Consider the following 24611-nt stretch of genomic DNA (forward strand, 5'->3'; position numbering starts at 1 on the left):
GGCCAGCAGCAGTCGTAGGGGCCGGGGTGCCGTCATGGGGTGACCTCGCTCAGGGGAAGGGGGGTGTGGGCGGCCGGGGCCGCCGCGGGGGGAGCCTCGCCGGAGTGCGCCGGCAGCGGGACCTCGGCGGTCAGCAGGAACAGCCCGTCCCCGGTGGGCCCGGCCCGCAGCGTCCCCCCGATCTCCGCCAGCCGCTCGCGCAGCCCGACGAGTCCGGACCCCCGGCCCGGTGCCTCGGCCTGCGGCACCCCGTCGTTCTCCACCGTCAGCACCACACGGCCCTCCCGTATCCGCAGTTCCACCGCGCAGCACCGCGCGTCCCCGTGCCGCAGGACGTTCGTGGCCGCCTCCCGCACCACCCACCCGAGCGCGGACTGCACCGGCGCGGGCAGTCCCGTCGCCGGGCCGGTGACCGTGCAGTCGATGCCGGCGGCGGTCAGCACGCCCTGCGCGCCCGCGAGTTCGCCGGCGAGGTCGGCCTCGCGGTAGCCGCGCACCACCTCGCGCACCTCGCGCTGCGCCTCGTGCGCCAGCCGCTGCACCTCGACCATCTGCGCCACGGCCTCCGGCCGTTCCCGCTGGGCGAGCTGGACGGCCAGCTCGCTCTTCAGCGCGATCACGGTGAGGTTGCGGCCCATCACGTCGTGCAGGTCCCGCCCGAACCTGAGCCGTTCCTCCGCGACGGCGAGCCGGGTGCGGGTCTCCCGCGCCTCGTCGAGCTCGTAGACGGCGTTGAGCAGCCAGACGGAGAACACGGAGGTGAAGGCGAGGAAACCGCCGCCCACCAGGACCATCGCCGCGACGGCCAGGGCGGTCGGGCCGGATGCCCCGAAGGGGAAGGACACCAGCCCCGCGCCCGCCGCGAAGCCCACCACGGAGGCGAACACCCGCCGCCGGCTGCGCACGCCGAGCGCGATGTTCCCGATGCCGAAGACCAGGACGATCCCGAAGATCCCGCCGGCCACGCTGCCGGTGTCCTCGTCCGCCGGGCCGTGCTCGCAGACCGCGACGACCGTGACGGCGACCACCGCGGTGAGGGCGCCGAGCACCCACAGCAGTCTCAGCGGCTGGTCCCGCCGCCCCCGCAGCCAGTCCAGGGCCCGTGAGGCGGTCACCGCGCAGACCGCGCTGTGCGCGGCCACCAGGACCAGGAGCAGAGCCGTCGGGGCCGGCCCGAGCCGCCCGGCCACCGGCAGGCCGGCCATCGCGAATTCGAACAGCGCGAAGAAGTGGTACGACCACCGCGTGTACGTCTCGACCTTCGCCGGGGTGCTCTTGCGCCCCCACCAGCCACCCGGCCTGCGCATGGTCCGCCCTCCCCGCTTCCGCCTCCGTCAGTGCCGCGGCTCCCAGCGGAACCACCGTCGTACAGCAAACACCGCGAACGCGGTCCAGGCCACCGCCGTGACCAGGGCGGTCAGCGTCTCGGACGCCGACAGGCCGCCGGTGAAGCCGCCGCGGATCAGGGTCATGACGGGGGTGAGCGGCAGCAGTTCGCAGAAGGAGGCGAGCCGGTCGGGGAACAGTTCCAGGGGGAACATCATCCCGGAGCCCATCATGGAGACCAGCATCAGCGGCATCGGGGTGACCTGGGCGCTCTCGGCGGTCCGGGTGAAGCTCGCGGTGACGGCGGCGAGCGCCGTGCACATCACCAGCCCCAACAGCAGCCCCAGTACCGCCAGATGGACGGCCGAGGGGGCCGCCATGTCCAGCAGCACCATGCAGCCGGCGGCCAGCAGCAGCGACTGCGCGAGCCCCGTGGCGGCGGCCGGCAGGGCCGACCCGGCCAGGATCTCGGCGTCCCTCAGCTCGCCGGTGCGCAGCCGCTTGAGGACGAGCTCCTCGCGCCGGGCGACGAAGGCGCCGACGAGGGCCGAGTAGACGGCGAACAGCAGCGAGAAGCCGATCGCGGCGGGCAGCACGACGGCGCCGACGGTCAGCCCGGCCCCGGCGAGGTCCATCTCCTCGGCCGTCGCCGCCACGCTCACCGGCAGGACCAGGGGGACGAACAGCGCGGCGACGAGCGTTCCCTTGCTCCGTCCGAACAGCGTCAGTTCGGCGCGGGCGAGGGCGGCCATCCGGCTCATCGGTGTGGTGACGGTCGGGGTCGTGCCGCTCATGCCGCGTACTCCTGCTTCATCTGCTTCGTCCGCTGCGTCCCCGTCTCCGCGGACGCCTCCTTCGCTATCCCCAGGAACGCCTCCTCCAGGGACGCCGACCGCACGTCCAGGCGGCGCAGCTCCACTCCGGCCGTCTCGGCCCACACCAGCAGCCTGGTGGCCGCCCGCTGCAGCTCACGGGTCTGCAGCCGGACCAGCCGTCCGTCCGCCCCGTGCCCGCACACGCCCAGTTCGTCGAGCGGCGGCAGGTCGCCGAGGAAGTAGCCCTCGGGCAGTTCGAAGGTGATCCGGGACGGCTGCGCGGCCGTCACCTCGGCCGGGGTGCCGGTGGCGGCGATGCGTCCCTCGTGCAGGATCGCCAGCCGGTCGGAGAGGTTCTCGGCCTCTTCCAGGTAGTGGGTGGTCAGCAGCACCGTCGTGCCGCCGTCGCGCAGCGCGCTCACCAACTCCCAGGTGTCCCGGCGTCCTTCGGCGTCGAGTCCGGTGGTGGGCTCGTCCAGGAAGAGCACCTCGGGGTCGCCGAGCAGGGCGAGGGCCAGGTCCAGCCGCCGCCGTTCGCCCCCGGAGAGCTGCTTCACCCGCACGTCGGCCTTCTTCTCCAGCCCGACCCGTGCCAGCGCCTCCCGCGGCGGGCGCGCCCCGGTGACGCATCCGGCCCACATCCGCGCGGTCTCCGCGACGGTCAGCTCGGAGGGGAAACCGCCCTCCTGGAGCATCACGCCGGTGCGGGGGCGCACGGCGGCCCGCTCGGTGTACGGGTCGTGCCCGAGGACGCGCACCCGGCCGCCGGCCGGCGCGGCGAGGCCCTCCAGCAGCTCGACCGTCGACGTCTTGCCGGCGCCGTTGGTGCCCAGCAGCGCGAAGATCTCCCCGCGGCGCACGGAGAAGTCGATCCCGCGCACCGCCTCGAACCCGTCCCCGTACACACGTCGCAGGCCAGTGACCTCTATCACGTGCTCGTGCCCATTTGCTTGCATGGCTCAATCATCGTCGAGCCGTGAAGGGGGCGGCAGTGCGGGCTGTCATCACCGGGCATGACAAATGTCAGACGGCCGGGAGCGCGCACACGAGAAGGCCCCGGTCCGATGGACCGGGGCCTTCTTCCCGAGCGGACGACGAGGCTCGAACTCGCGACCTCAACCTTGGCAAGGTTGCGCTCTACCAACTGAGCTACGTCCGCATGGCTCCCGACCGGCTTTCACCGATCGGTGCACGCACCAGCCTACCTGATCCTCCCCCGAGCTCTCGACAGTGCTCGATCGGGGAGGCCTCCCACGAGGGGACGGTACGGCCGTGTAGAGCGGGTGACAGGAATTGCACACTGCGCCTTCCCCCTGGAAGGGGGATGTTCTACTACTGAACTACACCCGCATGTACTCCGTGGGCCGGGCCTTCCGGCCTTGCCCCGCGGCGTGCTCCAGACTCTAGCTGATCACCTGGGGTGGTGCGCAAGTCGGTTGTGCCACGGGGCGGGTGACCGGCCGTCGAGGGACGGCTCCGCGGGTGCCGGCCGTTCACCGTGCGGCGGCGAACGCCTCGTAGACCTTCTTGGGGATCCGCCCGCGCGCCGGGACGTCCATCCGGTTCGCCTGTGCCCAGGCGCGCACGGCCGCGGGGTCGGGGGCGACCTCCGTCTGCCGGTACGCCCTGCCCGAGCGCGACCGCTTGCGTCCGGCCTCCACGTACGGCGCGAGCGCCTTCCGCAGTTCGCCGGCGTTGGCTTCGTTCAGATCGATCTCGTACGACTTGCCGTCGAGTCCGAAGGCGATCGTCTCCGCCGCTTCCGAGCCGTCGATGTCGTCAAAGAGAGTGACCACGACCTTCTGCGCCACGAATATCGGTCCCTTCGTGCGGGATCTCGGTCCGGACGTCCGTGATGACGTGCCGGGACGTCACCGAGATGCCGTCTGTTCGCCTGTAATCGGGCAAAGTATCTGCTAATGGCAATTCATTTGTACAGTGCCCGGCAATGCATTGTGAAGCCCGACTAAATCTGTCCGCGTGTCCGTGGCGCAATAGAGATGGGCGAGAGAACGCGGATCTTTCCCGGATCTTTTCCCCGACGCCTCCTCGCGTCACCCGATCGTGATCGTGCTCACGTAGATTCCTCCAACTCTACTCGCGTAGAAATTTTGTGCGGGTAGTCTGAAGGAACCTGCTCAGCACCACACACCGGGAGTGCCAGTGGCACGCGTCGTAGTCGACGTCATGCTCAAGCCGGAGATCCTCGACCCCCAGGGCCAGGCGGTGCAGCGCGCACTGCCGCGGCTGGGTTTCGAAGGGATCTCGGACGTCCGTCAGGGAAAGCGATTCGAACTGGAAGTTGACGGGCCGGTCGACGAGGCCGCGCTCGCCCGCATCCACGATCTTGCGGAATCCTTCCTCGCCAACACCGTGATCGAGGACTTCACCGTCCGGGTGGAGTCGGAAGAGGCAGTCGCGGAGGCCGTGAAGTGACCGCTCGTATTGGCGTCGTCACTTTCCCCGGCAGCCTCGACGACCGGGACACCCAGCGCGCGATCCGGGTCGCCGGCGCCGAACCCGTGGCGCTCTGGCACAAGGACAAGAGCCTCAAGCAGGTCGACGCCGTGGTGCTGTGCGGCGGTTTCTCCTACGGCGACTACCTGCGCGCCGGGGCCATCGCCCGGTTCTCGCCGGTGATGGACACCGTCATCGAGCAGGCGAAGGCGGGCCTGCCCGTCCTCGGCATCTGCAACGGCTTCCAGATCCTCACCGAGGCGCACCTGCTGCCCGGCGGCATGCTGGGCAACGACCACCTGCACTTCATCTGCCGCGACCAGAAGCTGCGGGTGGAGAACGCGGACACCGCCTGGACCACCGACTACACGGCCGGCCAGGAGATCCACATCCCGCTGAAGAACATGGACGGCCGCTACGTCGCCGACCGGTACACGCTGGACGAGCTGGAGGCCGAGGGCCGTGTCGCCTTCCGGTACCTCGACTTCAACCCCAACGGCTCGCTCAACGACATCGCCGGCATCACCAACGAGGCGGGCAACGTCGTCGGCCTGATGCCGCACCCCGAGCACGCCGTCGAGTCGCTGATCGGTACGGGCCGTACCGACGGACTCCCGTTCTTCACCTCGATCCTCAAGAAGCTGGTCAACGCATGAGCCGGACGCCTCTGGACACGGTCGAGCACGCGGCCGCGACCCCCGACGTCGAGCTGCCCTGGGCCGAACTCGGCCTGAAGAAGGACGAGTACGAGCGGATCGTCGAGATCCTCGGCCGCCGACCCACCGGCGCCGAACTCGCCATGTACTCGGTGATGTGGTCCGAGCACTGCTCGTACAAGTCCTCCAAGGTCCACCTCCGCCAGTTCGGCGAGAAGGCCCCCGAGTCCGACGCCCTGCTCGTCGGCATCGGCGAGAACGCCGGTGTGGTCGACGTCGGCCAGGGCTACGCGGTCACCTTCAAGGTCGAGTCGCACAACCACCCCTCCTACGTCGAGCCCTACCAGGGCGCGGCCACCGGCGTCGGAGGCATCGTCCGCGACATCATCGCGATGGGCGCCCGCCCGGTCGCCGTCGTGGACCCGCTGCGCTTCGGCGCCGCCGACCACCCCGACACCAAGCGGGTGCTGCCCGGCGTCGTCGCCGGCATCGGCGGCTACGGCAACTGCCTGGGCCTGCCCAACATCGGCGGCGAGGTCGTCTTCGACGCCTGCTACCAGGGCAATCCGCTGGTCAACGCCGGAGCCATCGGCGTGATGCGGCACGAGGACATCCACCTCGCCAAGGCCTCCGGCGCGGGCAACAAGGTCATCCTGTACGGCGCCCGCACCGGCGGCGACGGCATCGGCGGCGCCTCGATCCTGGCCTCCGAGACCTTCGACGACGCCAAGCCGTCGAAGCGCCCCGCCGTCCAGGTCGGCGACCCCTTCCAGGAGAAGCTCCTCATCGAGTGCACCCTGGAGGCCTTCCGGGAGAAGCTGGTCGTCGGCATCCAGGACCTCGGCGCGGCCGGTCTGTCCTGCGCCACGTCCGAGCTGGCCTCCAACGGCTCCGGCGGCATGCGCGTCACCCTCGACGACGTCCCGCTGCGCGACTCGACCCTCTCGCCCGAGGAAATCCTCATGAGCGAGTCGCAGGAGCGCATGTGCGCGGTCGTCGAGCCCGGCAAGGTCGACCGCTTCCTCGAGATCTGCGACAAGTGGGACGTCATCGCCACCGTCATCGGCGAGGTGACCGACGGCGACCGCCTGGAGATCTACTGGCACGGCGGCAAGATCGTCGACGTCGACCCGCGCACCGTCGCCCACGACGGCCCGGTCTACGAGCGCCCCTACGCCCGCCCCGAGTGGCAGGACGCGCTCCAGGCCGACGACGCGAACAAGCTGCCCCGGCCGCGGTCGTCCGAGGAGCTCAAGGACCAGGTCCTGAAGCTCGTCGGCTCGCCCAACCAGGCCTCCAAGCAGTGGATCACCCAGCAGTACGACCACTTCGTGCAGGGCAACACCGTGCTGGCCATGCCGGAGGACTCCGGCATGATCCGCATCGACGAGGCGTCCGGCCTCGGCGTCGCGATCGCCACCGACGGCAACGGCCGGTACGCCAAGCTCGACCCGTACACGGGCGCGCAGCTGGCCCTGGCGGAGGCCTACCGGAACGTGGCGACCACCGGTGCCAAGCCCCTCGCGGTCTCCGACTGCCTGAACTTCGGCTCGCCCGAGGACCCCGCGGTGATGTGGCAGTTCGCGGAGGCCGTGCGCGGCCTGGCGGACGCCTGCCAGCAGCTCGGCACCCCGGTGACCGGCGGCAACGTCTCGCTGTACAACCAGACCGGCGAGACGGCCATCCACCCGACCCCGGTGGTCGCGGTCCTCGGCGTCATCGACGACGTGGCCCGTCGCACCCCGGCCGCCTTCCAGGAGGAGGGCCAGCTGCTCTACCTCCTCGGCGACACCCGTGAGGAGTTCGGCGGCTCGGCCTGGTCCCAGGTCGTCCACGACCACCTCGGCGGTCTGCCCCCGCAGGTCGACCTGGAGCGCGAGCGGCTGCTTGGCGAGATCCTGATCGCCGCCTCCCGCGACGGCATGATCGACTCCGCGCACGACCTGTCCGACGGCGGTCTGATCCAGGCGGTCGTCGAGTCGGCGCTGCTCGGGGAGAAGGGCGCGCGTCTGGTCGTCCCGGACGGGCTCGACGCCTTCACCTTCCTGTTCTCCGAGTCGGCCGGCCGCGCGATCGTCGCGGTACCGCGCTCGGAGGAGGTCCGCTTCAACGACATGTGCGGCGCGCGCGGCCTCCCGGCCGCCCGCATCGGCGTCGTCGACGGGGACACCGTGGAGGTCCAGGGCGAGTTCGCGCTGACCCTCCGGGAACTGCGCGAGGTGCACGAGAGGACGATCCCGGCGCTGCTGGCCTGATCGCCGCCGGCCCGCTCCTCCCGCCCCGCCTGTTCGTACGAAGCCCCCGCCCGGCCGCTGCCGGGCGGGGGCTTCGGCGTGTCTCCGCGTTCGCTTGCACGAAATTACGTAGTTACGTAATCTCGTGACCGTGGAACTCGAAGAGCGCGTCGCCGACCTCGAACGCCGCCTCGCGGCACTGGAGGCGGACCGGCGCGGCGCACCCCGCCCCGGCGAAGGCGACTTCTGGGCCCTGGAGGGCTGGAAGGACCGGCTCGCCGGGATCGAGGCGGCCGACGGAGGCGTGCTGTTCACCGGCGCGGTCCGGCTGCCCACCGGCGAGCGGTACGAGTGGCAGCACGGCGCGCTCACCGAAGGGCTGCTGAACGACGACTGGCCGGCCGCCGCCGAGGCGTTCGCCGCGCTCGGTCACCCGGTGCGGCTGCGGCTGCTCCGCGAGATCGTCGGCGGCCGGCGCACCGCGGCCGAGCTCGCCGAGCTGGACGGGGTCGGCACGACCGGCCAGATCTACCACCACCTGCGCCAGCTCACCGGCGCCGGCTGGCTGCACACCACCGGCCGCGGCCGCCACGAGGTGCCGCCGGGCCGGGTCGTACCGCTGCTGGTGGTGCTGTCGGCGGCGCGCGACTGACCGGGGACATCGCGATCGAGGGGGAACCATGTCCGCACGCAAACTCGCCATGACCGTCTTCCGGGGCCTGCAGCTGGGCTTCGTCGCCCTGGTGGCCGCCGACCTCTGCTTCGACTGGGGACACCCCCGGTGGTGGAACTTCCTCCCGCTGGTCCTGGCCTACCTCCTGATCACCGTGGTCAACCGGTGGGGCGGCGGCGCTCCGGACGCCCCGCGCGCCGCCCGCGAGCCGGTCGAGGTCGCCCCGCCGGTCACCGGCCGCTGGTCCGCGCTGAACAGCCCGGCCGACCGCACCCCGAGCCACGGCGTCCACGCCTACGGCCAGACGTACGCCATCGACGTCGTCGCCGAACCCGAGCCGGGCGCCCGCCCGGGTTTCTCCCCGCTGTGGCCGCTCGCCCGTCGCCCCACCGACTTCCCGGCGTTCGGCGCCCCGCTGCACGCGGTCGCCGACGGCACGGTCGTCCGGGCCGACGACCGGCAGCGCGACCACCTCAGCCGCACCTCGCTGCCCGGGCTGCTGTACCTGATGCTGATCGAGGGCTCGGTGCGCGAGATGTCCGGGGTCCGCCGGATCCTCGGCAACCACCTGGTCCTGGACCTCGGCGACGGCACCCACGCCGCCTACGCCCACCTGCGCCGCGGCTCCCTCGCCGTCCGCGCGGGCGACACGGTGCGCGCCGGGCAGGTGCTCGCCCGCTGCGGCAACTCGGGCAACTCCTCCGAGCCGCACCTGCACTTCCAGCTGATGGACGGCCCCGACCCGGACACCGCGCGCGGCGTCCCGTTCACCTGGCGCGGCATCGGCGTACCGCGCAACGGGGAGACGTTCGACGTACCGGAGCCGGCGCCGGCCGCCCCCGCGCCGGATTCCCTCCCGGAGCCCTCCGACTTCCCCTTCCGTCCCGCATAGGCTCCTCCCATGCCACCGGCGAAGAGACGCACCCGCTCCTACGACCCCGTCAAGATCCGTGCCGCGGTGCTGGCCCAGTTCGGGAACGTGCGGGCCGCCGTGCGCACCCTCACCCCCGAGCAGCTCGCGCTGCCCACACGGCTCGGGGACTGGACGGTGCGGGACCTGGTCGCGCACCTCGGGGAGTCCCTGGGGGCGGTCGCCCGCCTGATCGACCTCCCGGAGCCGGCCGCACAGGACGGGACGCTGACCGACTGGCCGCTCGCGATCGCCGCCGAGGCTCCGGACATCGCCGGCCACGCCCGCGAGCAGGCCGAGCGCCACCCGGACCCGGACGCCCACCTCGCCGCCGCCGAGGAGCGCTTCACCGCCGACCTCGCCCTCCACCCCGGCACGAGACTGCTCGCCACCGGCGCCGGTGCCCTGCCGCTGGCCGACTACCTGGTCACCCGCACCGTCGAACTCGTCGTCCACACCGACGACCTGAACGCCGCCGTGCCCGGACTGGACGTCCCCCACGACCGCCAGGCCCTCGCCGCCTGCACCCGGCTGCTGGCCGACACGCTCGCCGCGAAGGCGCCCGGCGGCTCGACGGAGGTGCGGATCCCGCCGTACGCCGTCGTGCAGTGCGTTCCGGGACCGCGGCACACCCGCGGCACCCCGCCCAACGTCGTCGAGACCGACCCGCTGACCTGGATCCGGCTGGCCACCGGGCGGAAGGCCTGGCGGGACGCCGTGGCCGACGCCGAGGTGAGCGCGAGCGGGGAACGGGCGGACCTCGCGCCGTACCTGCCGCTGCTGGCGTGACCCGTGAGGGCGGCGGGAGAGGAAGGGAACCGTCTCCTCCCCGCCCCCGTCGGACGGGCATGGACACGCAGAGGCAGCAGCGGCGCAGGACCCTGGTGGCCGCCGCCGTGCTCCTCCCGCTCGTGGCGGCCTGCGGCGGCGAACGGGCGGGCGCGGGCCGCGGCAGCGGCTCCGCCGAGGCGGCGCGACCGCTCACCGGTGTCCGGTGGACCGTCGCCCTCCCCGAGGCCGGCGGCCGCGCCCACCTCGCCTTCGACGGGAAGGGCACCGTCTCCGGCAGCCTCGGCTGCAACGACGTCGGCGCCGGCGCCACCGTCCGCGACGGCCATATCACCCTCGGCGCGCCCGCCACGACCCGAATGATGTGCGAAGACTCACTCATGGACGCCGAGAGGACCCTGCTGCGGCTCTTCGGCGGCACGGTCGCCTACCGGATCGATTCCGGAAACCTGACGCTGACCAGCGAAAACGGCACCCGTGTCACCGCCTTCGCCGCCGAGTGATCCACCGGTGGGGGCACATCCCGCATTCGGACCAGCGCTCGGCCTCGCCTACACTCGATGACGTGCCACGTGGTGACGGACGACTCAACCACGACCTGCTCCCCGGTGAGAAGGGCCCTCAGGACGCCTGCGGCGTCTTCGGTGTCTGGGCCCCGGGTGAAGAGGTCGCCAAGCTCACGTACTTCGGGCTCTACGCCCTCCAGCATCGGGGCCAGGAATCCGCGGGTATCGCGGTCAGCAACGGCTCCCAGATCCTCGTCTTCAAGGACATGGGCCTGGTCTCCCAGGTCTTCGACGAGACCTCGCTCGGTTCGCTCCAGGGTCACATCGCGGTCGGACACGCCCGCTACTCGACCACCGGCGCCTCCGTGTGGGAGAACGCCCAGCCGACCTTCCGCGCCACCGCGCACGGATCCATCGCGCTCGGCCACAACGGCAACCTGGTCAACACGGCGCAGCTCGCCGAGATGGTCGCCGAACTCCCCAAGGAGAACGGCCGCGCCCCGAAGGTGGCGGCCACCAACGACACCGACCTGATCACCGCCCTGCTGGCCGGCCAGCGCGCCGCCGACGGCGAACCGGTGACGGTCGAGCAGGCCGCGCACGTCGTCCTCCCGAAGGTCAGGGGCGCCTTCAGCCTCGTCTTCATGGACGAGGGCACCCTCTACGCGGCCCGCGACCCGCAGGGCATCCGCCCGCTGGTCCTCGGCCGCCTGGAGCGCGGCTGGGTGGTCGCCTCCGAGACCGCCGCCCTCGACATCACGGGCGCCAGCTTCGTCCGCGAGATCGAGCCGGGCGAGTTCGTCGCCATCGACGAGAACGGACTGCGCACCTCCCGATTCGCGGAAGCGAAGCCCAAGGGGTGTGTCTTCGAGTACGTCTACCTGGCCCGCCCGGACACCGACATCGCCGGCCGGAACGTGTACCTCTCGCGCGTCGAGATGGGCCGCCGCCTCGCCAAGGAGGCCCCGGCCGAGGCCGACCTGGTCATACCGACCCCCGAGTCCGGCACCCCGGCCGCCATCGGCTACGCCGAGGAGTCCGGCATCCCCTTCGGCGCCGGCCTGGTCAAGAACGCGTACGTCGGGCGGACCTTCATCCAGCCCTCGCAGACCATCCGGCAGCTCGGCATCCGCCTGAAGCTGAACCCGCTCAAGGAAGTCATCAAGGGCAAGCGCCTGGTCGTCGTCGACGACTCGATCGTCCGCGGCAACACCCAGCGCGCCCTGGTCCGCATGCTCCGCGAGGCCGGCGCCGCCGAGGTCCACATCCGGATCTCCTCGCCGCCCGTGAAGTGGCCCTGCTTCTTCGGCATCGACTTCGCCACCCGCGCCGAGCTCATCGCCAACGGGATGACCATCGACGAGATCGGCACCTCGCTGGGCGCCGACTCCCTGGCGTACATCTCCATCGACGGCATGATCGAGGCGACCACCATCGCCAAGCCGAATCTGTGCCGCGCCTGCTTCGACGGCGAGTACCCGATGGAGCTGCCCGACCCCGAGCTCCTCGGCAAGCAGCTCCTGGAGACCGAGCTGGCCGCCGGCACCGCCGCCCCGGCCGCGGTCGACGCGATCCGCCGCCCGTAAGCCCTGCCGGACGACACGAAAGCTCTCACAGTCATGTCCCAAACACCTCTTGCCGGGGGCGGCGCCAGCTATGCAGCGGCGGGCGTCGACATCGAAGCGGGCGACCGCGCCGTCGAGCTCATGAAGGAGTGGGTGAAGAAGACGCGGCGCCCCGAGGTCCTCGGCGGCCTCGGCGGTTTCGCCGGCCTCTTCGACGCCTCCGCCCTGAAGAACTACGACCGACCCCTGCTCGCCTCCGCCACGGACGGCGTCGGCACCAAGGTCGACATCGCCCGCCGGATGGGCGTGTACGACTCCATCGGCCACGACCTGGTCGCCATGGTCATGGACGACATCGTGGTGTGCGGTGCCGAGCCGCTGTTCATGACCGACTACATCTGCGTCGGCAAGGTCCACCCCGAACGCGTCGCCGCCCTCGTCAAGGGCATCGCCGAGGGCTGTGTGCTGGCCGGATGCGCCCTGGTCGGCGGTGAGACGGCCGAGCACCCGGGCCTGCTCGGTCCGGACGACTTCGACGTCGCCGGCGCCGGTACGGGCGTCGTGGAGGCCGACCGGATGCTCGGCGCGGACCGCATCCGCGAGGGCGACGCGGTGATCGCCATGGCGTCCTCCGGACTTCACTCGAACGGGTACTCCCTCGTCCGGCACGTGCTGCTGGACCGGGCCGGACTCGACCTGGACCGCCGGATCGACGAACTGGGCCGCACCCTCGGCGAGGAACTGCTCGAGCCCACCAAGATCTACTCGCTGGACTGCCTGGCCCTGATCCGCACCACCGAGGTGCACGCCTTCAGCCACGTCACCGGCGGCGGCCTCGCGGCCAACCTGGCCCGGGTCGTCCCGGACGGGCTGCACGCGGTCGTCGACCGCTCCACCTGGACCCCGGCCCCGGTCTTCGACCTCGTCGGCAGGACCGGTTCGGTCGAGCGCGCGGAGCTGGAGAAGACCCTCAACATGGGCGTCGGCATGATCGCGATCGTGCCGCAGGAGTCCACGGACGTGGCGCTGGCGACGCTGGCCGACCGCGGTGTGGACGCCTGGGTGGCCGGCGAGATCACCGGCCGGGGCGAGCACACGACCGGCGCGGCCCTCGTGGGTGACTACGCGGACTGAGCACCGGAATGCTGCCCGCGCGTGCGACGGGCGGGCAGCATGAAACCCGGTCGGTGACCGGAATCACCGACCGGGCTGATGCTCAGTGCAAGGTCAAGCGCCGCGACGCTGTTGCGGGGACTGGCCGTCCTCGTCCTCGTCGTCGTCCTCGTAGAGATCGGCGTACCGTGCGTACAGGTCGTCGTCTCGCTCATCGTCCTCGAAATGGTCACCGTTCGGTGACTGGTTCGACGTCGATGCGCCCAGCTCCTCGGCCAGGCGTGCAAGGTCCGTCCCACCGCTGTTGTACTTCAGCTGGCGGGCGACCTTCGTCTGCTTGGCCTTGGCCCGGCCGCGCCCCATGGCTCGACCCCCTCAACGACGGGGCTCGACGGCCCCAGAGTCTTGACACGCGTTCATGGTCCAGAACGAACTCTCCTCGGAGAGTCCGGTCTGTAGAGCTTCCACGGTACCTGAGCCCGCGCCCATACGGTACGTCGCCCGCATGACGTGCCCGCGCCCAGACCCTCGAGACATCCCGTCCTCGCTGGTCAAACGCGATTTTAACCACTTATCGGCGGTCGACCCGCCGGGAGAAGTGAGAGTTCTCTCCAAGTGCCCCCGGCGGGTACCGGCCGAACGCGCGCGGGCGCCCGCTGCCGGGCGCCCGCGCACACCTCGTGCCCCGGGTGTCAGGCCACCGGGCGCGCCTCCGCCATCCGCTGCTCGGCGATCCGGTCGGCCGCGGCAGCCGGCGGAATCCCATCCGTCTTCGCACGTGCGAATATGGCGAGCGTGGTGTCGAAGATCTTCGCCGCCTTCGCCCGGCACCGGTCGAAGTCGAAGCCGTGCAGCTCGTCGGCGACCTGGATGACCCCGCCGGCGTTCACCACGTAGTCCGGCGCGTAGAGGATCCCGCGGTCGGCGAGGTCCTTCTCCACCCCCGGGTGGGCGAGCTGGTTGTTGGCGGCGCCGCAGACCACCTTGGCGGTCAGCACCGGCACGCTGTCGTCGTTCAGCGCGCCGCCCAGGGCGCACGGGGCGTAGATGTCCAGGCCCTCGGTCCGGATCAGCGCCTCGGTGTCGGCGACCGCCGAGACGCCCTCGGGGTGCCGGTCGAGGATCCGCCGCACGGCGTCCTCGCGCACATCGGTGATCACGACCCGGGCGCCCTCGGCCCGCAGGTGCTCCACCAGGTGGTGGCCGACCTTGCCGACCCCCGCGACGCCGACCGTGCGCTCCCGCAGCGACGGGTCGCCCCACAGGTGCTGGGCGGCCGCCCGCATGCCCTGGTAGACGCCGAAGGAGGTGAGCACCGAGGAGTCGCCGGCGCCGCCGTTCTCGGGGGAGCGGCCGGTGGTCCAGCGGCACTCGCGGGCCACGACGTCCATGTCGGCCACGTAGGTCCCCACGTCGCAGGCGGTGACGTACCGACCGCCGAGCGAGGCGACGAACCGGCCGTAGGCCAGCAGCAGCTCCTCGCTCTTGAGCTGCTCCGGGTCGCCGATGATCACGGCCTTGCCGCCGCCGTGGTCGAGACCGGCCATGGCGTTCTTGTACGACATCCCGCGCGCGAGGTTCAGCGCGTCGGCGACGGCCTCCTCCTCGGTCGCGTACGGGTAGAAGCGCGTACCGCCGAGGGCGGGGCCCAGGGCGGTGGAGTGGATGGCGATCACGGCCTTGAGGCCGCTGGCACGGTCCTGGCAGAGCACGACTTGCTCATGGCCGCCCTGGTCCGAACGGAACAGGGTGTGCAGGACGCCGTCAGATACGTCGGTCACTGTGGTGACTCCTGAGTAAGTAGCGGCGGGGTGGGAACAGTCTCCCCGGGTCCCCGCGCTTGTGGCAGTGGGGAGGGTGGCGGGACTGTGAGCACGAGGGTAGAGCCTGAGGCGCTCGCGGGGCGTACCGTGGCGGGGATCACCTCCGACCGGAGTACCGCCGTGCGACGATTTGCATGGATTTCCCGCGCATCCGTGTGAGGGGCCGGCAGGTTTTCACGGCGGTCCTCGGGGGAGGGAGCAGGCGTGCCCAAGGTGACCTCGGTGATCGTCCCCTACACGACCTACCTGCGCGTGTACGAACCGCTGGCCGCCTTTCCCGAGCCGGAGCGCGACCACTGGGCCCGCTACGCCCACCGCCCCGACCGCCCCTCCTACCAGGACGAACTCCGCCGGGCGCTGACCGACCTGGTGCCCACGCCGCCGGTGCCGGTGCCGGTTCACGAAAGCGACGACGCGTTCGTGCTGGAGAGCGACGGCGTGGTCCACGTCTGTCCCTGGCGCACCCGGCTGCGCGGCTGGCAGGCCCTGGGCGAACTCGCCGAGGACTTCCCCCCGCCGGTCCTCGACGCGCTGCTGCCCCCGGTCCTGCGCCGCCAGGCGGCCCAGGACTACGAGCGCTGGCTGACCGACCACCCCGACGCCCGGCCCTGGATCCGCACCGCCACCTGGCAGGTGCCGATCAACTGGTTCGTGCTGTTCGCGGACGAGGAGCGCGAGTACGCCAAGGGCTCCGCCGACGAGGCGCCCGTCCTGCGCTACCGGACGCCCATGGTCCAGGCCCGGCGGCGGGTCGCGCGGGGTCTGCGGGCCCTGCGGGACGCGGTGGAGGAGGGGCTGCTGATCGACGGCCTGGTCGATGTCGGTCGCTGGCTCGAGGAGTTCCACCCGCGCTCCCTGGTCGAGCTGGACTACGGCGGTCTGGTGCACGCCCTGCCGTCCGGCGCGCTGGAGGACGACCACTCGGCGGCGGACGTGGCCGAGGGGATCGCGGCGCTGCGCCGCGGTGACGACGAGGGCGCGGGCGCCGCGTACGGGCGGCTGGTCGACCGGTGGCGGTCGGTACGGGACCTGCGCTCGGCGAACTGACGTTTGACCAAACGCCCTTCTTGGGGTTTTGTCTTCGCCCTGAGGTTCCGTCAACCCGGACCCGACAACGGACGTAGGCGTCGATTTGGGCGTATGCCCCAAGCGCGTCAAGCGTGACGGACCGCACGTACGCGGCCCTTGCGCCGCTTGCCCCTCCTCATGCCAAAATAGGACAAGGAGTCCGGGGAGGGCTCCTCCGTCCCGCTGTGCGCCATTGTGGGCGGAATCTCAGCATTGCACGCTTTGGGGGGTCCGGTGCCTCCTGATCGCCGGTGTGACTGATCGTCACACCGGCGTGACTGTCCGCTATGGCATGGTCCATCGGCTTCCGCGGCTGATGAACACCTGGGAGGGCAATTCCATCGGTTTGGCCGACGCGGCTGGACAGATGGTGTAGTTGTAGTGCCGAGGACAAGCCGTTCGTCCTATAACCGACTCGACTCGCGTCCGCCATTTCGGGCAACGCGGGTCAAGGTGCAGAATTTAGAGGAAAGAACCGAGAAGGTTCGGTTCTCCCGAGGAGGCCGCTCATGACCGCTCGCACCCCTGATGCCGAGCCGCTGCTGACCCCGGCTGAGGTCGCCACCATGTTCCGCGTCGACCCGAAGACGGTCACGCGCTGGGCGAAGGCCGGCAAGCTCACGTCGATCCGCACGCTCGGCGGGCACCGCCGCTACCGCGAAGCCGAGGTCCGCGCCCTGCTCGCGGGCATTCCGCAGCAGCGCAGCGAGGCCTGAACAACTGAACAATCCGGGCGAACCGGCTGGTCCCCCAACTGGCCGAGGCGCTCGAAACCCTAGCTCCAAGCGACGCGGGGACTGCCCCAACAGGCCCCTCGCCCAAGCCGATCAGAGCTCTTCGGACAACTGAACAAGGGTGCGTCGTCGATCGCGCTGGACTCCGCCGGGTCCAGCGCGATCTTTTGTGTGCGCGCCGGTCGCGGGTGCCTCGGGCCCGGTCCCGGCCCCGGTCGGCGGAGCGGGAGGGGCGGTCCGGTGTGCGGGCCGGCCGGACTCCGCGGGGCGACCGCGGGCCACCTGCGCGGTCGACGGCGCGGACCTCTCCGAGTGGTGCAATTGTACATATTAAATTGACCTGTTGTAGGAGGGGCGTAAGTACCGCACTTCCTGAAACTCATGCGGTGACACCCGTCACATACCGGTCGGCTTGTCGGTGCTGTGGCATATGCGCTAAAGGGAGTGCGCGGGCGAACCGGGCTCGTGGGAAGGGGAGTCGGGGACGTTCTCGTCCTCGGCGGACGCGGTGGGGTCCGGCGCCGACTCCATCGCCAGCCGGTGCAGGCGGTGGCAGATCGGGCAGTGGCGGGTCAGGTGCCGGTACGACGACGCGGCCGACAGGTGCGCGCGGAGCAACGCCCGCGTCTCGTGCCTGGCCGATTCCCCCATGCGCCACCTCCACGGCCGTACGGAGAGGGACCCTGCTCCTGAGGTACCGACGGAACGCCGGCCCGTCAAGACGCCAGGAGGGCCCCGTAAGGGCCGCGCAGCGCCTCGGAGCGGGAGAACCGCGGAAGAGGGGAGAACGCGCGGGAGAAGGACCTGACGGCGCGTAGGGCGAGAAGGCGCAGAGGCAGGAGAGGGGGAGGGGGAGGTCAGGGAGAAGGCGAGGGCGCGGGCGGGAGCGCCGCCCCCACATGCGGAAGGCCCGCGGTCCCTTGCGGGCGCGGGCCTTCTTCTCTACGGCGGTCCTGACGGGATTTGAACCCGCGGCCTCCACCTTGACAGGGTGGCGAGCACTCCAAACTGCTCCACAGGACCAGGTTTCGCAGGGCCCGTGCGACAAAGCCGCTCAGTGGACTTCGTGCGCGTTGCGCTGCGAGAAGAGACTGTACAGGAGGGTGGGCCGCCAGGTCGAACTCACTCTCCGCGTCGGCCCCGTCACGTTTCCGTCACGGAACCGCCGCGTCGATCGCCTTCACGATCCGCTTGTCCGAGACCGGATGCGCCGTCCCCAGCGCGTGGGCGAAGTAGCTCACCCGCAGCTCCTCGATCATCCAGCGGATGTCCCGCACCGACGAGGGCACCGGCCGGCCCTGCGGCATCTGCTCCAGCAGCCACGCGTACTCGTCCTGCATCTCGTGGACCTTCGCCATACGGGTCGTGTCCCGCTGCACGTTCGTCGGCATCTGCTGCAGACGGCGGTCCGCGGCCACCAGATAACGCATCAGGTCCGGCAGACGGCGCAGGCCCGTCTCCGTCACGAAGCCCGGCCGCACCAGCGCGTCCAGCTGCTTCCGCACGTCCTGCAGGTTCGGCAGCAGCGCCGGGCTGCGCACGCCCTTCAGACGGCGCTCACAGGCCTGCCAGGCGGCCAGCACCTGCTGCACCTGGTCCACCGCGCGGACGGTCGTGTCGACGATCTCCGCGCGCACCTTGTCGTACAGCTTCCGGTACGACTCCTCGTCCCACACCGGCCCGCCGAAGTCCGCGATCAGCTTGTCCGCCGCGGCCATCGCGCAGTCGTCGAACAGGGCCTGGACGGAACCGTGCGGATTCGCGGACAGCGCGAGCTTCTGAGCGTTCGACAGCTTTTCGGACGCGAACTTCGCAGGGTTCACCGGAATCCCCAGCAGGATCAGCCGGCGCGTGCCCTTCCACATCGCCTCCGCCTGCTCGGCCTCCGTGTCGAAGAGACGGACGGAGACCGTGTCCCCGTCGTCGACCAGCGCCGGATACGCCTTCACCGGCTGGCCGGCCCGACGGGTCTCGAACACGCGGGTGAGCGTCCCGATGGTCCACTCCGTCAGCCCCGTGCGCTCCAGGGACTCGCCGCCCCGGCGCTCCGCCGTCGCGGCGGCCGCCTGTGAAAGGGCCTTGCGGGCCTTCGGCTTGAGCCGCAGCTTCAGCGCCTCGAGGTCCTTGTCCTCGGCGAGCTTGCGGCGCCGCTCGTCGACGATCCGGAAAGTGATCTTCAGATGGTCGGGGACCTTCGACCAGTCGAAGTCCTCCGCGCCGAAGGGAACGCCGACCATGCGCTTCAGCTCACGCGCCATGGTCGTGGTCAACGGCTCCTGGAGCGGCACCGCCTTCTCCAGGAACGCCTTCGCGTAGTTCGGCGCGGGCACGTAGTTCCGGCGGATCGGCTTGGGGAGCGAACGGATCAGTTCCGTGACGACCTCCTCCCGCAGACCCGGGATCTGCCAGTCGAAGCCCTCGTCGGTGACCTGGTTGAGCACCTGGAGCGGGATGTGGACGGTCACCCCGTCGGCATCCGCCCCGGGCTCGAACTGGTACGTGACCCGGAACTTCAGCGGGCCCTGCTGCCACGTGTCGGGATAGTCGGCCTTCGTGACCGCCTCCGCCGACTCCCGGATCAGCATCTCCCGCTCGAAGTCCAGGAAGTCCGGCTGCTCGTGCCGCTTGCGCTTCCACCACGAGTCGAAGTGGGCGCCCGAGACCACGTGCTCCGGGACCCGCTGGTCGTAGAAGTCGAACAGCGTCTCGTCGTCCACCAGGATGTCCCGGCGCCGGGCACGGTGCTCCAACTCCTCCACCTCGGTGAGGAGTCGGCGGTTGGCGGCGAAGAACTTGTGGTGCGTACGCCAGTCGCCCTCGACCAGCGCGTTGCGGATGAACAGCTCCCGCGACACCTCCGGGTCGATCCGGCCGTAGTTCACCTTGCGCTGCGCGACGATCGGGACGCCGTACAGCGTCACCTTCTCGTACGCCATCACCGCGGCCTGGTCCTTCTCCCAGTGCGGTTCGCTGTACGTGCGCTTCATCAGGTGCTCGGCGAGCGGCTCGACCCACTCCGGCTCGATCTTCGCGTTGACCCGGGCCCACAGACGGGACGTCTCGACCAGCTCGGCCGACATCACGAAGCGCGGGGGCTTCTTGAACAGCGCCGAACCCGGGAAGATCGCGAACTTGGCGTTGCGGGCGCCCAGGTACTCGTTCCGGCCGCCGTCCTTGCGCCCGCCCGGACCGGAGTCCTTCGACTCCTTCACGTCCTTCATGCCGATGTGCGACAGCAGACCGGCCAGGAGGGAGACGTGGATGCGGTCGGCGGGGGCGTCCTGGTCGTTGAGGTGGATGCCCATCTGCTTGGCGACCGTGCGCAGCTGCGTGTAGATGTCCTGCCACTCACGGATGCGCAGGAAGTTCAGGTACTCCTGCTTGCACATCCGCCGGAACGACGACGAGCCGCGCTCCTTCTGCTGCTCCCGCACGTAGCGCCACAGGTTCAGGTAGGCGAGGAAGTCGCTCGTCTCGTCCCGGAAGCGGGCGTGCTGCTGATCGGCCTGCGTCTGCTTGTCGGCGGGCCGCTCCCGCGGGTCCTGGATGGACAGCGCCGCGGCGACGACCATGACCTCACGGACACAGCCGTTGCGCTCCGCCTCCAGCACCATGCGGGCCAGTCGCGGGTCCACCGGCAGCTGGGCCAGCTTCCGGCCCGTCTCCGTCAGCCGCTTGCGCGGGTCCTTCTGCGTCGCGTCGAGCGCGCCCAGCTCCTGCAGCAGCTGCACACCGTCACGGATGTTGCGGTGGTCCGGCGGATCGATGAACGGGAACTTCTCGATGTCGCCCAGGCCGGCCGCGGTCATCTGCAGGATGACGGAGGCCAGGTTCGTCCGCAGGATCTCCGCGTCCGTGAACTCCGGACGGGACAGGAAGTCGTCCTCGCTGTAGAGGCGGATGCAGATGCCGTCCGAGGTGCGCCCGCAGCGGCCCTTGCGCTGGTTCGCGCTCGCCTGGGAGATCGGCTCGATCGGCAGGCGCTGCACCTTGGTGCGGTGGCTGTAGCGCGAGATACGGGCGAAACCGGGGTCGATGACGTACTTGATGCCCGGCACCGTCAGCGAGGTCTCGGCGACGTTGGTCGCCAGGACGATCCGCCGGCCGCTGTGCCGCTGGAAGACCCGGTGCTGCTCGGCGTGCGAGAGCCGGGCGTACAGCGGCAGCACCTCGACGCCGTGCACGTCGGCGCCTCCGGCGCGGCGGTACTGCTTCTTCGTCAGGGCGTCCGCCGCGTCCCGGATCTCCCGCTCCCCGGACAGGAAGACCAGGATGTCGCCGGGCCCCTCCGCCATCAGCTCCTCGACGGCGTCCGTGATCGCGGTGATCTGGTCCCGGTCGGCGTCGTCCGAGTCCTCCTCCAGGAGCGGGCGGTACCGGACCTCCACCGGATACGTGCGACCGCTCACCTCGATGATCGGGGCGTCGTCGAAATGCCGGGAGAAGCGCTCCGGGTCGATCGTCGCCGAGGTGATGACGACCTTCAGGTCCGGGCGTTTCGGCAGCAGCTGCGCCAGGTAGCCGAGCAGGAAGTCGATGTTCAGGGACCGCTCGTGCGCCTCGTCGATGATGATCGTGTCGTAGGCGCGCAGTTCGCGGTCGGTCTGGATCTCGGCGAGCAGGATGCCGTCGGTCATCAGCTTGATGAAGGTGGCGTCCGGGTTCACCTGATCGGTGAAACGGACCTTCCAGCCGACGGCCTCGCCCAGCGGGGTCTCCAACTCCTCCGCCACCCGCTCGGCCACCGTGCGGGCGGCGATGCGGCGGGGCTGCGTGTGCCCGATCATGCCCCGCACGCCCCGGCCCAGCTCCAGGCAGATCTTCGGGATCTGCGTCGTCTTGCCGGAACCGGTCTCACCCGCGACGATCACCACCTGGTGATCGCGGATGGCCTCGGCGATCTCGTCCTTCTTCTGGCTGACCGGCAACTGCTCGGGGTAGCGGATCTCCGGCACACGGAGGCGTCGCTCGGCCATCCGCTCCTCGGCCCGGACGGTCTCCGTCTCGATCTCGGCGAGTACGGCGGCCCGGGCCTCCGGCTTACGGATCTTGCGCGCACCCTCCAGCCTGCGCCCGAGCCGGTGTGCGTCGCGCAGCGACAGCTCGGTCAGGCGGGAGGCGAGGGCGCCGAGGGCGGGGGCGGGGGCGGGATGCGTGGACATACGGGACTCAGGATCTCATCCTCGGGAAATTCCTGGCGAACGCTTTTGCCGCCGATGTCGACCATTCGGCAGTACGCACCAACAAGGCCCCGATCCGAAGATCGGGGCCTTTGCTGTGGCTGGGGCCGGGGTCGAACCGGCGACCTTCCGCTTTTCAGGCGGACGCTCGTACCAACTGAGCTACCCAGCCGCGATGTTTCACGTGAAACATCAGCGGTCCTGACGGGATTTGAACCCGCGGCCTCCACCTTGACAGGGTGGCGAGCACTCCAAACTGCTCCACAGGACCAAGCGTGTCGTACGACAGTGTCGCACAGGGTGGTGCGTGCCCCCAACGGGATTCGAACCCGTGCTACCGCCTTGAAAGGGCGGCGTCCTAGGCCGCTAGACGATGAGGGCTATCGGCCCGCCTGGGCGCTTCTCAGCGCGTCGGGGACGTGAGAAGCATATGGGATGGGGAGAGGGATCGCCAAAACGGTTTACGGGGAGTTCGTCGAGGGGGTGGCGGGAGAGGGGGTCGGCGAGGTGGACGGCGAGGTGGTCGCGCCCGGCTGGTTCTCCTTCGGGAGGTGGCGGCTGACCTCTGCCGTCGTCCGGCCCAGGCCGCCCAGTTCGATGGAGTCCCAGGCCTGGAGGCGGCGGGTGTCGCGGTCGAAGTAGAGGATCGAGGCCTCGATCGGGTCGGGGTACTTGCCCTCGACGGCGCGCAGGCCGCTGCCGCCGGTGGAGCCCTCGATGCGGAGGCGGGTGCCGTACTTCATGACCTCGGTCTTCTCGCGGTGGATGTGGCCGGCCAGGACCAGGGGCACGGTGCCGTCGACCTCGCGGGCGGCCGACGGTTCGTGGGCGACGGCCACGTCCACGGGGGTGCCGGCGGCCCGCTGGTCGCGCAGGGCGGAGGCGAGGCGGGCGCCCGCGAGCTCCTGGGACTGCTCGGCTCCGGAGGCCTTGGAGCGGTCGGGGGTGAACTGGGGGTCGCCGATGCCGGCGAAGCGCAGTCCGGCGATGGTCGTGGCCCGGCCGTCGTCCAGGACGTGGACGTTCTTCATGCGTTCGAGGTAGCGCTGGGTGACGAGGGAGTCGTGGTTGCCGCGGACCCAGACATAGGGGGCGCCGAGGCCCTCGATGGGGTCCAGGAAGCCGTTCTCGGCGGCGGTGCCGTGGTCCATGGTGTCGCCGGAGTCGACGATGACGTCCACCCGGTACTGCTCCACCAGCGAGGCGATGATCTTCCAACTGGCCGGGTTGAGGTGGATGTCGGAGACGTGCAGGACCCGGATGGTGGTCGGGTCGGGCTGGTAGGCGGGGAGGGTGGAGGTGGCGTCGTAGAGCTTGGTCACGTTGGTGACCAGGCGTGCCAGTTCCTGCTGGTAGACGTCGAACTCGGTGACGATGCTGCGGGCGTTGCCGACGAGTGAGGGGGCGGAGGAGAGCAGACCGGAGAACTTGGGCTCGAGGACGGAGTCCGGGTTCCAGGTGGCGTAGGCGGTGCCGCCGGACGCGGCGAGGAGGGCGAGGGCGAGGCCGCCGGAGGCGAGGGCGCGGCGGGGGCGCCGGTAGACGGCGAGGCCGAGCGCGGTGGCGCCGGTGACGACCGCGACGCCGGAGCGCACGGCGAGGTCGGCGGTGCCGCGGGTGATGTCGTGGGCGACCTCGTCCTGGAGGCCGGAGAACCGTTCGGGGTGGTCGACGAGGGCCTGGGCGCGGGTGGGGTCGAGCTGGTCGACGTTGACGTCCAGGCGGACGGGGGCGGTGTGGCTGTCCAGTTGGAGGGCGCCCAGGGGAGAGATGTTGATTTTGGTGCCGCCGGTGAGGGAGGGGCGCAGGGTCATGGTGGTGTCCATGGGGCCGACGGGGACCCGGACGTTGCCGACGACGAGGAGGCCGAGCCAGGCGCCTAGGACGACCACGGCGACGAGCCCCAGGGCGCGGACCAGGGGGCGGCGGGGACGCGGGGCGAGGGCGAGCGGTGCGGAAGCGGGCCGACGGGTGCGGCGGGTGGGGACGCGCGGAGCCCTTCGGAGGCGGTGCCGGATCTTCACGACTGCGGAGGGGACGCGGGACATTGGTCCCGTATGCCCAAGCGCGAGACCGGATATGCGAGGGCGTGGGGGATCTCGTACGGACGGCTCGTGTCCGAGAATGGCTCTGTGCTGGAGATGACGCGCGAGATGTTCGAGGAGCTGGTCGCCGAGGCGCTGGACCGGATCCCGCCGGAGCTGACGCGGTTGATGGACAACGTGGCGGTGTTCGTGGAGGACGAGCCGCCGGCGGACGATCCGGAGCTGCTCGGGCTGTACGAGGGGACCCCGCTGACGGAGCGGGGCGAGTGGTACGCGGGGGTGCTGCCGGACCGGATCACGATCTACCGCGGGCCGACGCTGCGGATGTGCGAGACGCGGGAGGACGTGGTCGCGGAGACGGAGATCACGGTGGTGCACGAGATCGCGCATCACTTCGGGATCGACGACGCCCGGCTGCACGCTCTCGGCTACGGATAGACCGTTCGCGTGTCCTCTTGCGGGTGGAGGGAGTTGGGCATGTAGTCCCCGCACTCCGACCGGAGGTGGCCCCGTGCGCCCCTTGTACGTATCCGCCCGCCTGGCCGCCACGACGGTGGCCCTCGTCGCTGCCGCCGGTTGCATGAGCGTGGGCGAGGACGGCGCGGGCGGGAGGGCCGAGCCGTCGAGTTCGGCGGGGCGGCAGGGCGACGGGACGTCGGACGGGAAACCGGCGGTGTCGGGCGGCGGGGCGGGCCGTGACGCCACGGCGGCCGACAC

The 24611-nt window shown here is 70.9% G+C and carries 21 protein-coding genes, 6 tRNA genes and 1 pseudogene; 13 read left to right on the forward strand and 15 right to left on the reverse strand.

The genetic code is table 11. The features are described 5' to 3' along the window. Nucleotides 1-32: 32 nt before the first annotated feature. The 6 genes from B7L92_RS22525 to B7L92_RS22550 all read right to left on the reverse strand — a co-directional run bounded on the left by B7L92_RS22525 (nt 33) and on the right by B7L92_RS22550 (nt 3952). Nucleotides 33-1307 (reverse strand): sensor histidine kinase, encoded by a 1275-nt coding sequence (locus tag B7L92_RS22525; protein ID WP_081239278.1) that lies wholly within the window; start codon nt 1305-1307, stop codon nt 33-35. Nucleotides 1308-1334: 27 nt separating this feature from the next. Beyond that, nucleotides 1335-2120, reverse strand: a complete 786-nt coding sequence (locus B7L92_RS22530) for an ABC transporter permease (protein WP_081239279.1) — start codon at nt 2118-2120, stop codon at nt 1335-1337. Then, nucleotides 2117-3097, reverse strand: coding sequence for an ABC transporter ATP-binding protein (locus tag B7L92_RS22535; protein ID WP_081239280.1), 981 nt, complete (start codon nt 3095-3097; stop codon nt 2117-2119). Before B7L92_RS22535 ends, B7L92_RS22530 begins: the two co-directional genes overlap by 4 nt. Before the next feature lie 130 nt (nt 3098-3227). After that, nucleotides 3228-3300 (reverse strand) — tRNA-Gly (locus B7L92_RS22540). Nucleotides 3301-3419: 119 nt separating this feature from the next. Then, a tRNA-Gly gene (locus B7L92_RS22545) sits at nt 3420-3491 on the reverse strand. Nucleotides 3492-3634: 143 nt separating this feature from the next. Then, nucleotides 3635-3952, reverse strand: coding sequence for a histone-like nucleoid-structuring protein Lsr2 (locus B7L92_RS22550; RefSeq protein ID WP_081239281.1), 318 nt, complete (start codon nt 3950-3952; stop codon nt 3635-3637). Between the two features lie 352 nt (nt 3953-4304). Here B7L92_RS22550 and purS point away from each other — a divergent pair, with 352 nt between their 5' ends. The 9 genes from purS (at nt 4305) to purM (ending at nt 13065) form a co-directional block, all read left to right on the forward strand. Next, nucleotides 4305-4577 carry a phosphoribosylformylglycinamidine synthase subunit PurS gene (purS, locus tag B7L92_RS22555; protein WP_004986278.1) on the forward strand — a complete coding sequence of 91 codons (273 nt, stop codon included), beginning with the start codon at nt 4305-4307 and terminating at the stop codon, nt 4575-4577. Further along, the gene (purQ, locus tag B7L92_RS22560) at nt 4574-5254 is read left to right on the forward strand and encodes a phosphoribosylformylglycinamidine synthase subunit PurQ (protein ID WP_004986279.1); all 681 of its coding nucleotides are present in this window, start codon (nt 4574-4576) and stop codon (nt 5252-5254) included. Before purS ends, purQ begins: the two co-directional genes overlap by 4 nt. Next, a complete protein-coding gene (purL, locus tag B7L92_RS22565) occupies nt 5251-7509 on the forward strand; it encodes a phosphoribosylformylglycinamidine synthase subunit PurL (RefSeq protein ID WP_081239282.1) in 2259 nt (752 codons plus the stop codon). The genes purQ and purL overlap by 4 nt, the downstream gene beginning before the upstream one ends. A gap of 130 nt (nt 7510-7639) precedes the next feature. Next, nucleotides 7640-8140: an ArsR/SmtB family transcription factor gene (locus B7L92_RS22570; RefSeq protein WP_081239292.1), complete on the forward strand. Its 501-nt coding sequence runs from the start codon at nt 7640-7642 to the stop codon at nt 8138-8140. Between the two features lie 28 nt (nt 8141-8168). After that, entirely contained in the window at nt 8169-9053 is an 885-nt protein-coding gene (locus B7L92_RS22575; RefSeq protein ID WP_081239283.1) for a M23 family metallopeptidase, read from the forward strand. 9 nt (nt 9054-9062) lie between these two features. Further along, the gene (locus B7L92_RS22580) at nt 9063-9860 is read left to right on the forward strand and encodes a maleylpyruvate isomerase family mycothiol-dependent enzyme (RefSeq protein WP_081239284.1); all 798 of its coding nucleotides are present in this window, start codon (nt 9063-9065) and stop codon (nt 9858-9860) included. Between the two features lie 59 nt (nt 9861-9919). After that, complete coding sequence (locus B7L92_RS22585; RefSeq protein ID WP_081239285.1) at nt 9920-10363, forward strand: META domain-containing protein; 444 nt, start codon at nt 9920-9922, stop codon at nt 10361-10363. A 62-nt stretch (nt 10364-10425) separates the two neighbouring features. Further along, nucleotides 10426-11952 (forward strand): amidophosphoribosyltransferase, encoded by a 1527-nt coding sequence (gene purF, locus B7L92_RS22590; RefSeq protein ID WP_016825573.1) that lies wholly within the window; start codon nt 10426-10428, stop codon nt 11950-11952. Nucleotides 11953-11985: 33 nt separating this feature from the next. After that, a complete protein-coding gene (gene purM / locus B7L92_RS22595; RefSeq protein WP_081239286.1) occupies nt 11986-13065 on the forward strand; it encodes a phosphoribosylformylglycinamidine cyclo-ligase in 1080 nt (359 codons plus the stop codon). A 93-nt stretch (nt 13066-13158) separates the two neighbouring features. Here purM and B7L92_RS22600 read toward each other — a convergent pair whose 3' ends face one another. Further along, entirely contained in the window at nt 13159-13407 is a 249-nt protein-coding gene (locus tag B7L92_RS22600; protein ID WP_004986289.1) for a DUF3073 domain-containing protein, read from the reverse strand. 329 nt (nt 13408-13736) lie between these two features. Continuing rightward, nucleotides 13737-14825, reverse strand: a complete 1089-nt coding sequence (locus tag B7L92_RS22605; RefSeq protein WP_081239287.1) for a Leu/Phe/Val dehydrogenase — start codon at nt 14823-14825, stop codon at nt 13737-13739. Nucleotides 14826-15071: 246 nt separating this feature from the next. On the opposite strand from B7L92_RS22605, the gene B7L92_RS22610 reads away from it, so the two are divergent. Further along, entirely contained in the window at nt 15072-15914 is an 843-nt protein-coding gene (locus B7L92_RS22610) for a DUF8083 family protein (RefSeq protein WP_081239288.1), read from the forward strand. 530 nt (nt 15915-16444) lie between these two features. Next, the gene (bldC, locus tag B7L92_RS22620) at nt 16445-16651 is read left to right on the forward strand and encodes a developmental transcriptional regulator BldC (protein WP_003949541.1); all 207 of its coding nucleotides are present in this window, start codon (nt 16445-16447) and stop codon (nt 16649-16651) included. A gap of 453 nt (nt 16652-17104) precedes the next feature. On the opposite strand, the gene B7L92_RS22625 is transcribed toward bldC, so the two are convergent. From B7L92_RS22625 to B7L92_RS22655, 7 genes are all read right to left on the reverse strand, one after another. Continuing rightward, nucleotides 17105-17320 carry a DUF6274 family protein gene (locus B7L92_RS22625; protein ID WP_081239289.1) on the reverse strand — a complete coding sequence of 72 codons (216 nt, stop codon included), beginning with the start codon at nt 17318-17320 and terminating at the stop codon, nt 17105-17107. A 297-nt stretch (nt 17321-17617) separates the two neighbouring features. Continuing rightward, nucleotides 17618-17692, reverse strand: a tRNA-Asp gene (locus B7L92_RS22630). Between the two features lie 131 nt (nt 17693-17823). Then, a complete protein-coding gene (gene hrpA, locus B7L92_RS22635) occupies nt 17824-21831 on the reverse strand; it encodes an ATP-dependent RNA helicase HrpA (protein WP_081239290.1) in 4008 nt (1335 codons plus the stop codon). A 116-nt stretch (nt 21832-21947) separates the two neighbouring features. Continuing rightward, nucleotides 21948-22021 (reverse strand) — tRNA-Phe (locus B7L92_RS22640). A gap of 24 nt (nt 22022-22045) precedes the next feature. Continuing rightward, nucleotides 22046-22120, reverse strand: a tRNA-Asp gene (locus B7L92_RS22645). Between the two features lie 37 nt (nt 22121-22157). Continuing rightward, a tRNA-Glu gene (locus tag B7L92_RS22650) sits at nt 22158-22230 on the reverse strand. Nucleotides 22231-22310: 80 nt separating this feature from the next. Further along, on the reverse strand, nt 22311-23897 hold the full coding sequence (locus tag B7L92_RS22655; RefSeq protein ID WP_081239291.1) for a metallophosphoesterase family protein: 1587 nt from the start codon (nt 23895-23897) through the stop codon (nt 22311-22313). Between the two features lie 84 nt (nt 23898-23981). On the opposite strand from B7L92_RS22655, the gene B7L92_RS22660 reads away from it, so the two are divergent. After that, complete coding sequence (locus B7L92_RS22660; RefSeq protein WP_004986297.1) at nt 23982-24332, forward strand: metallopeptidase family protein; 351 nt, start codon at nt 23982-23984, stop codon at nt 24330-24332. A gap of 73 nt (nt 24333-24405) precedes the next feature. After that, nucleotides 24406-24611, forward strand: a pseudogene (locus B7L92_RS41625) (hypothetical protein); the annotation flags it as partial.

The sequence above is a fragment of the Streptomyces viridosporus genome, from assembly GCF_002078235.1.
GTDB lineage: Bacteria > Actinomycetota > Actinomycetes > Streptomycetales > Streptomycetaceae > Streptomyces > Streptomyces viridosporus.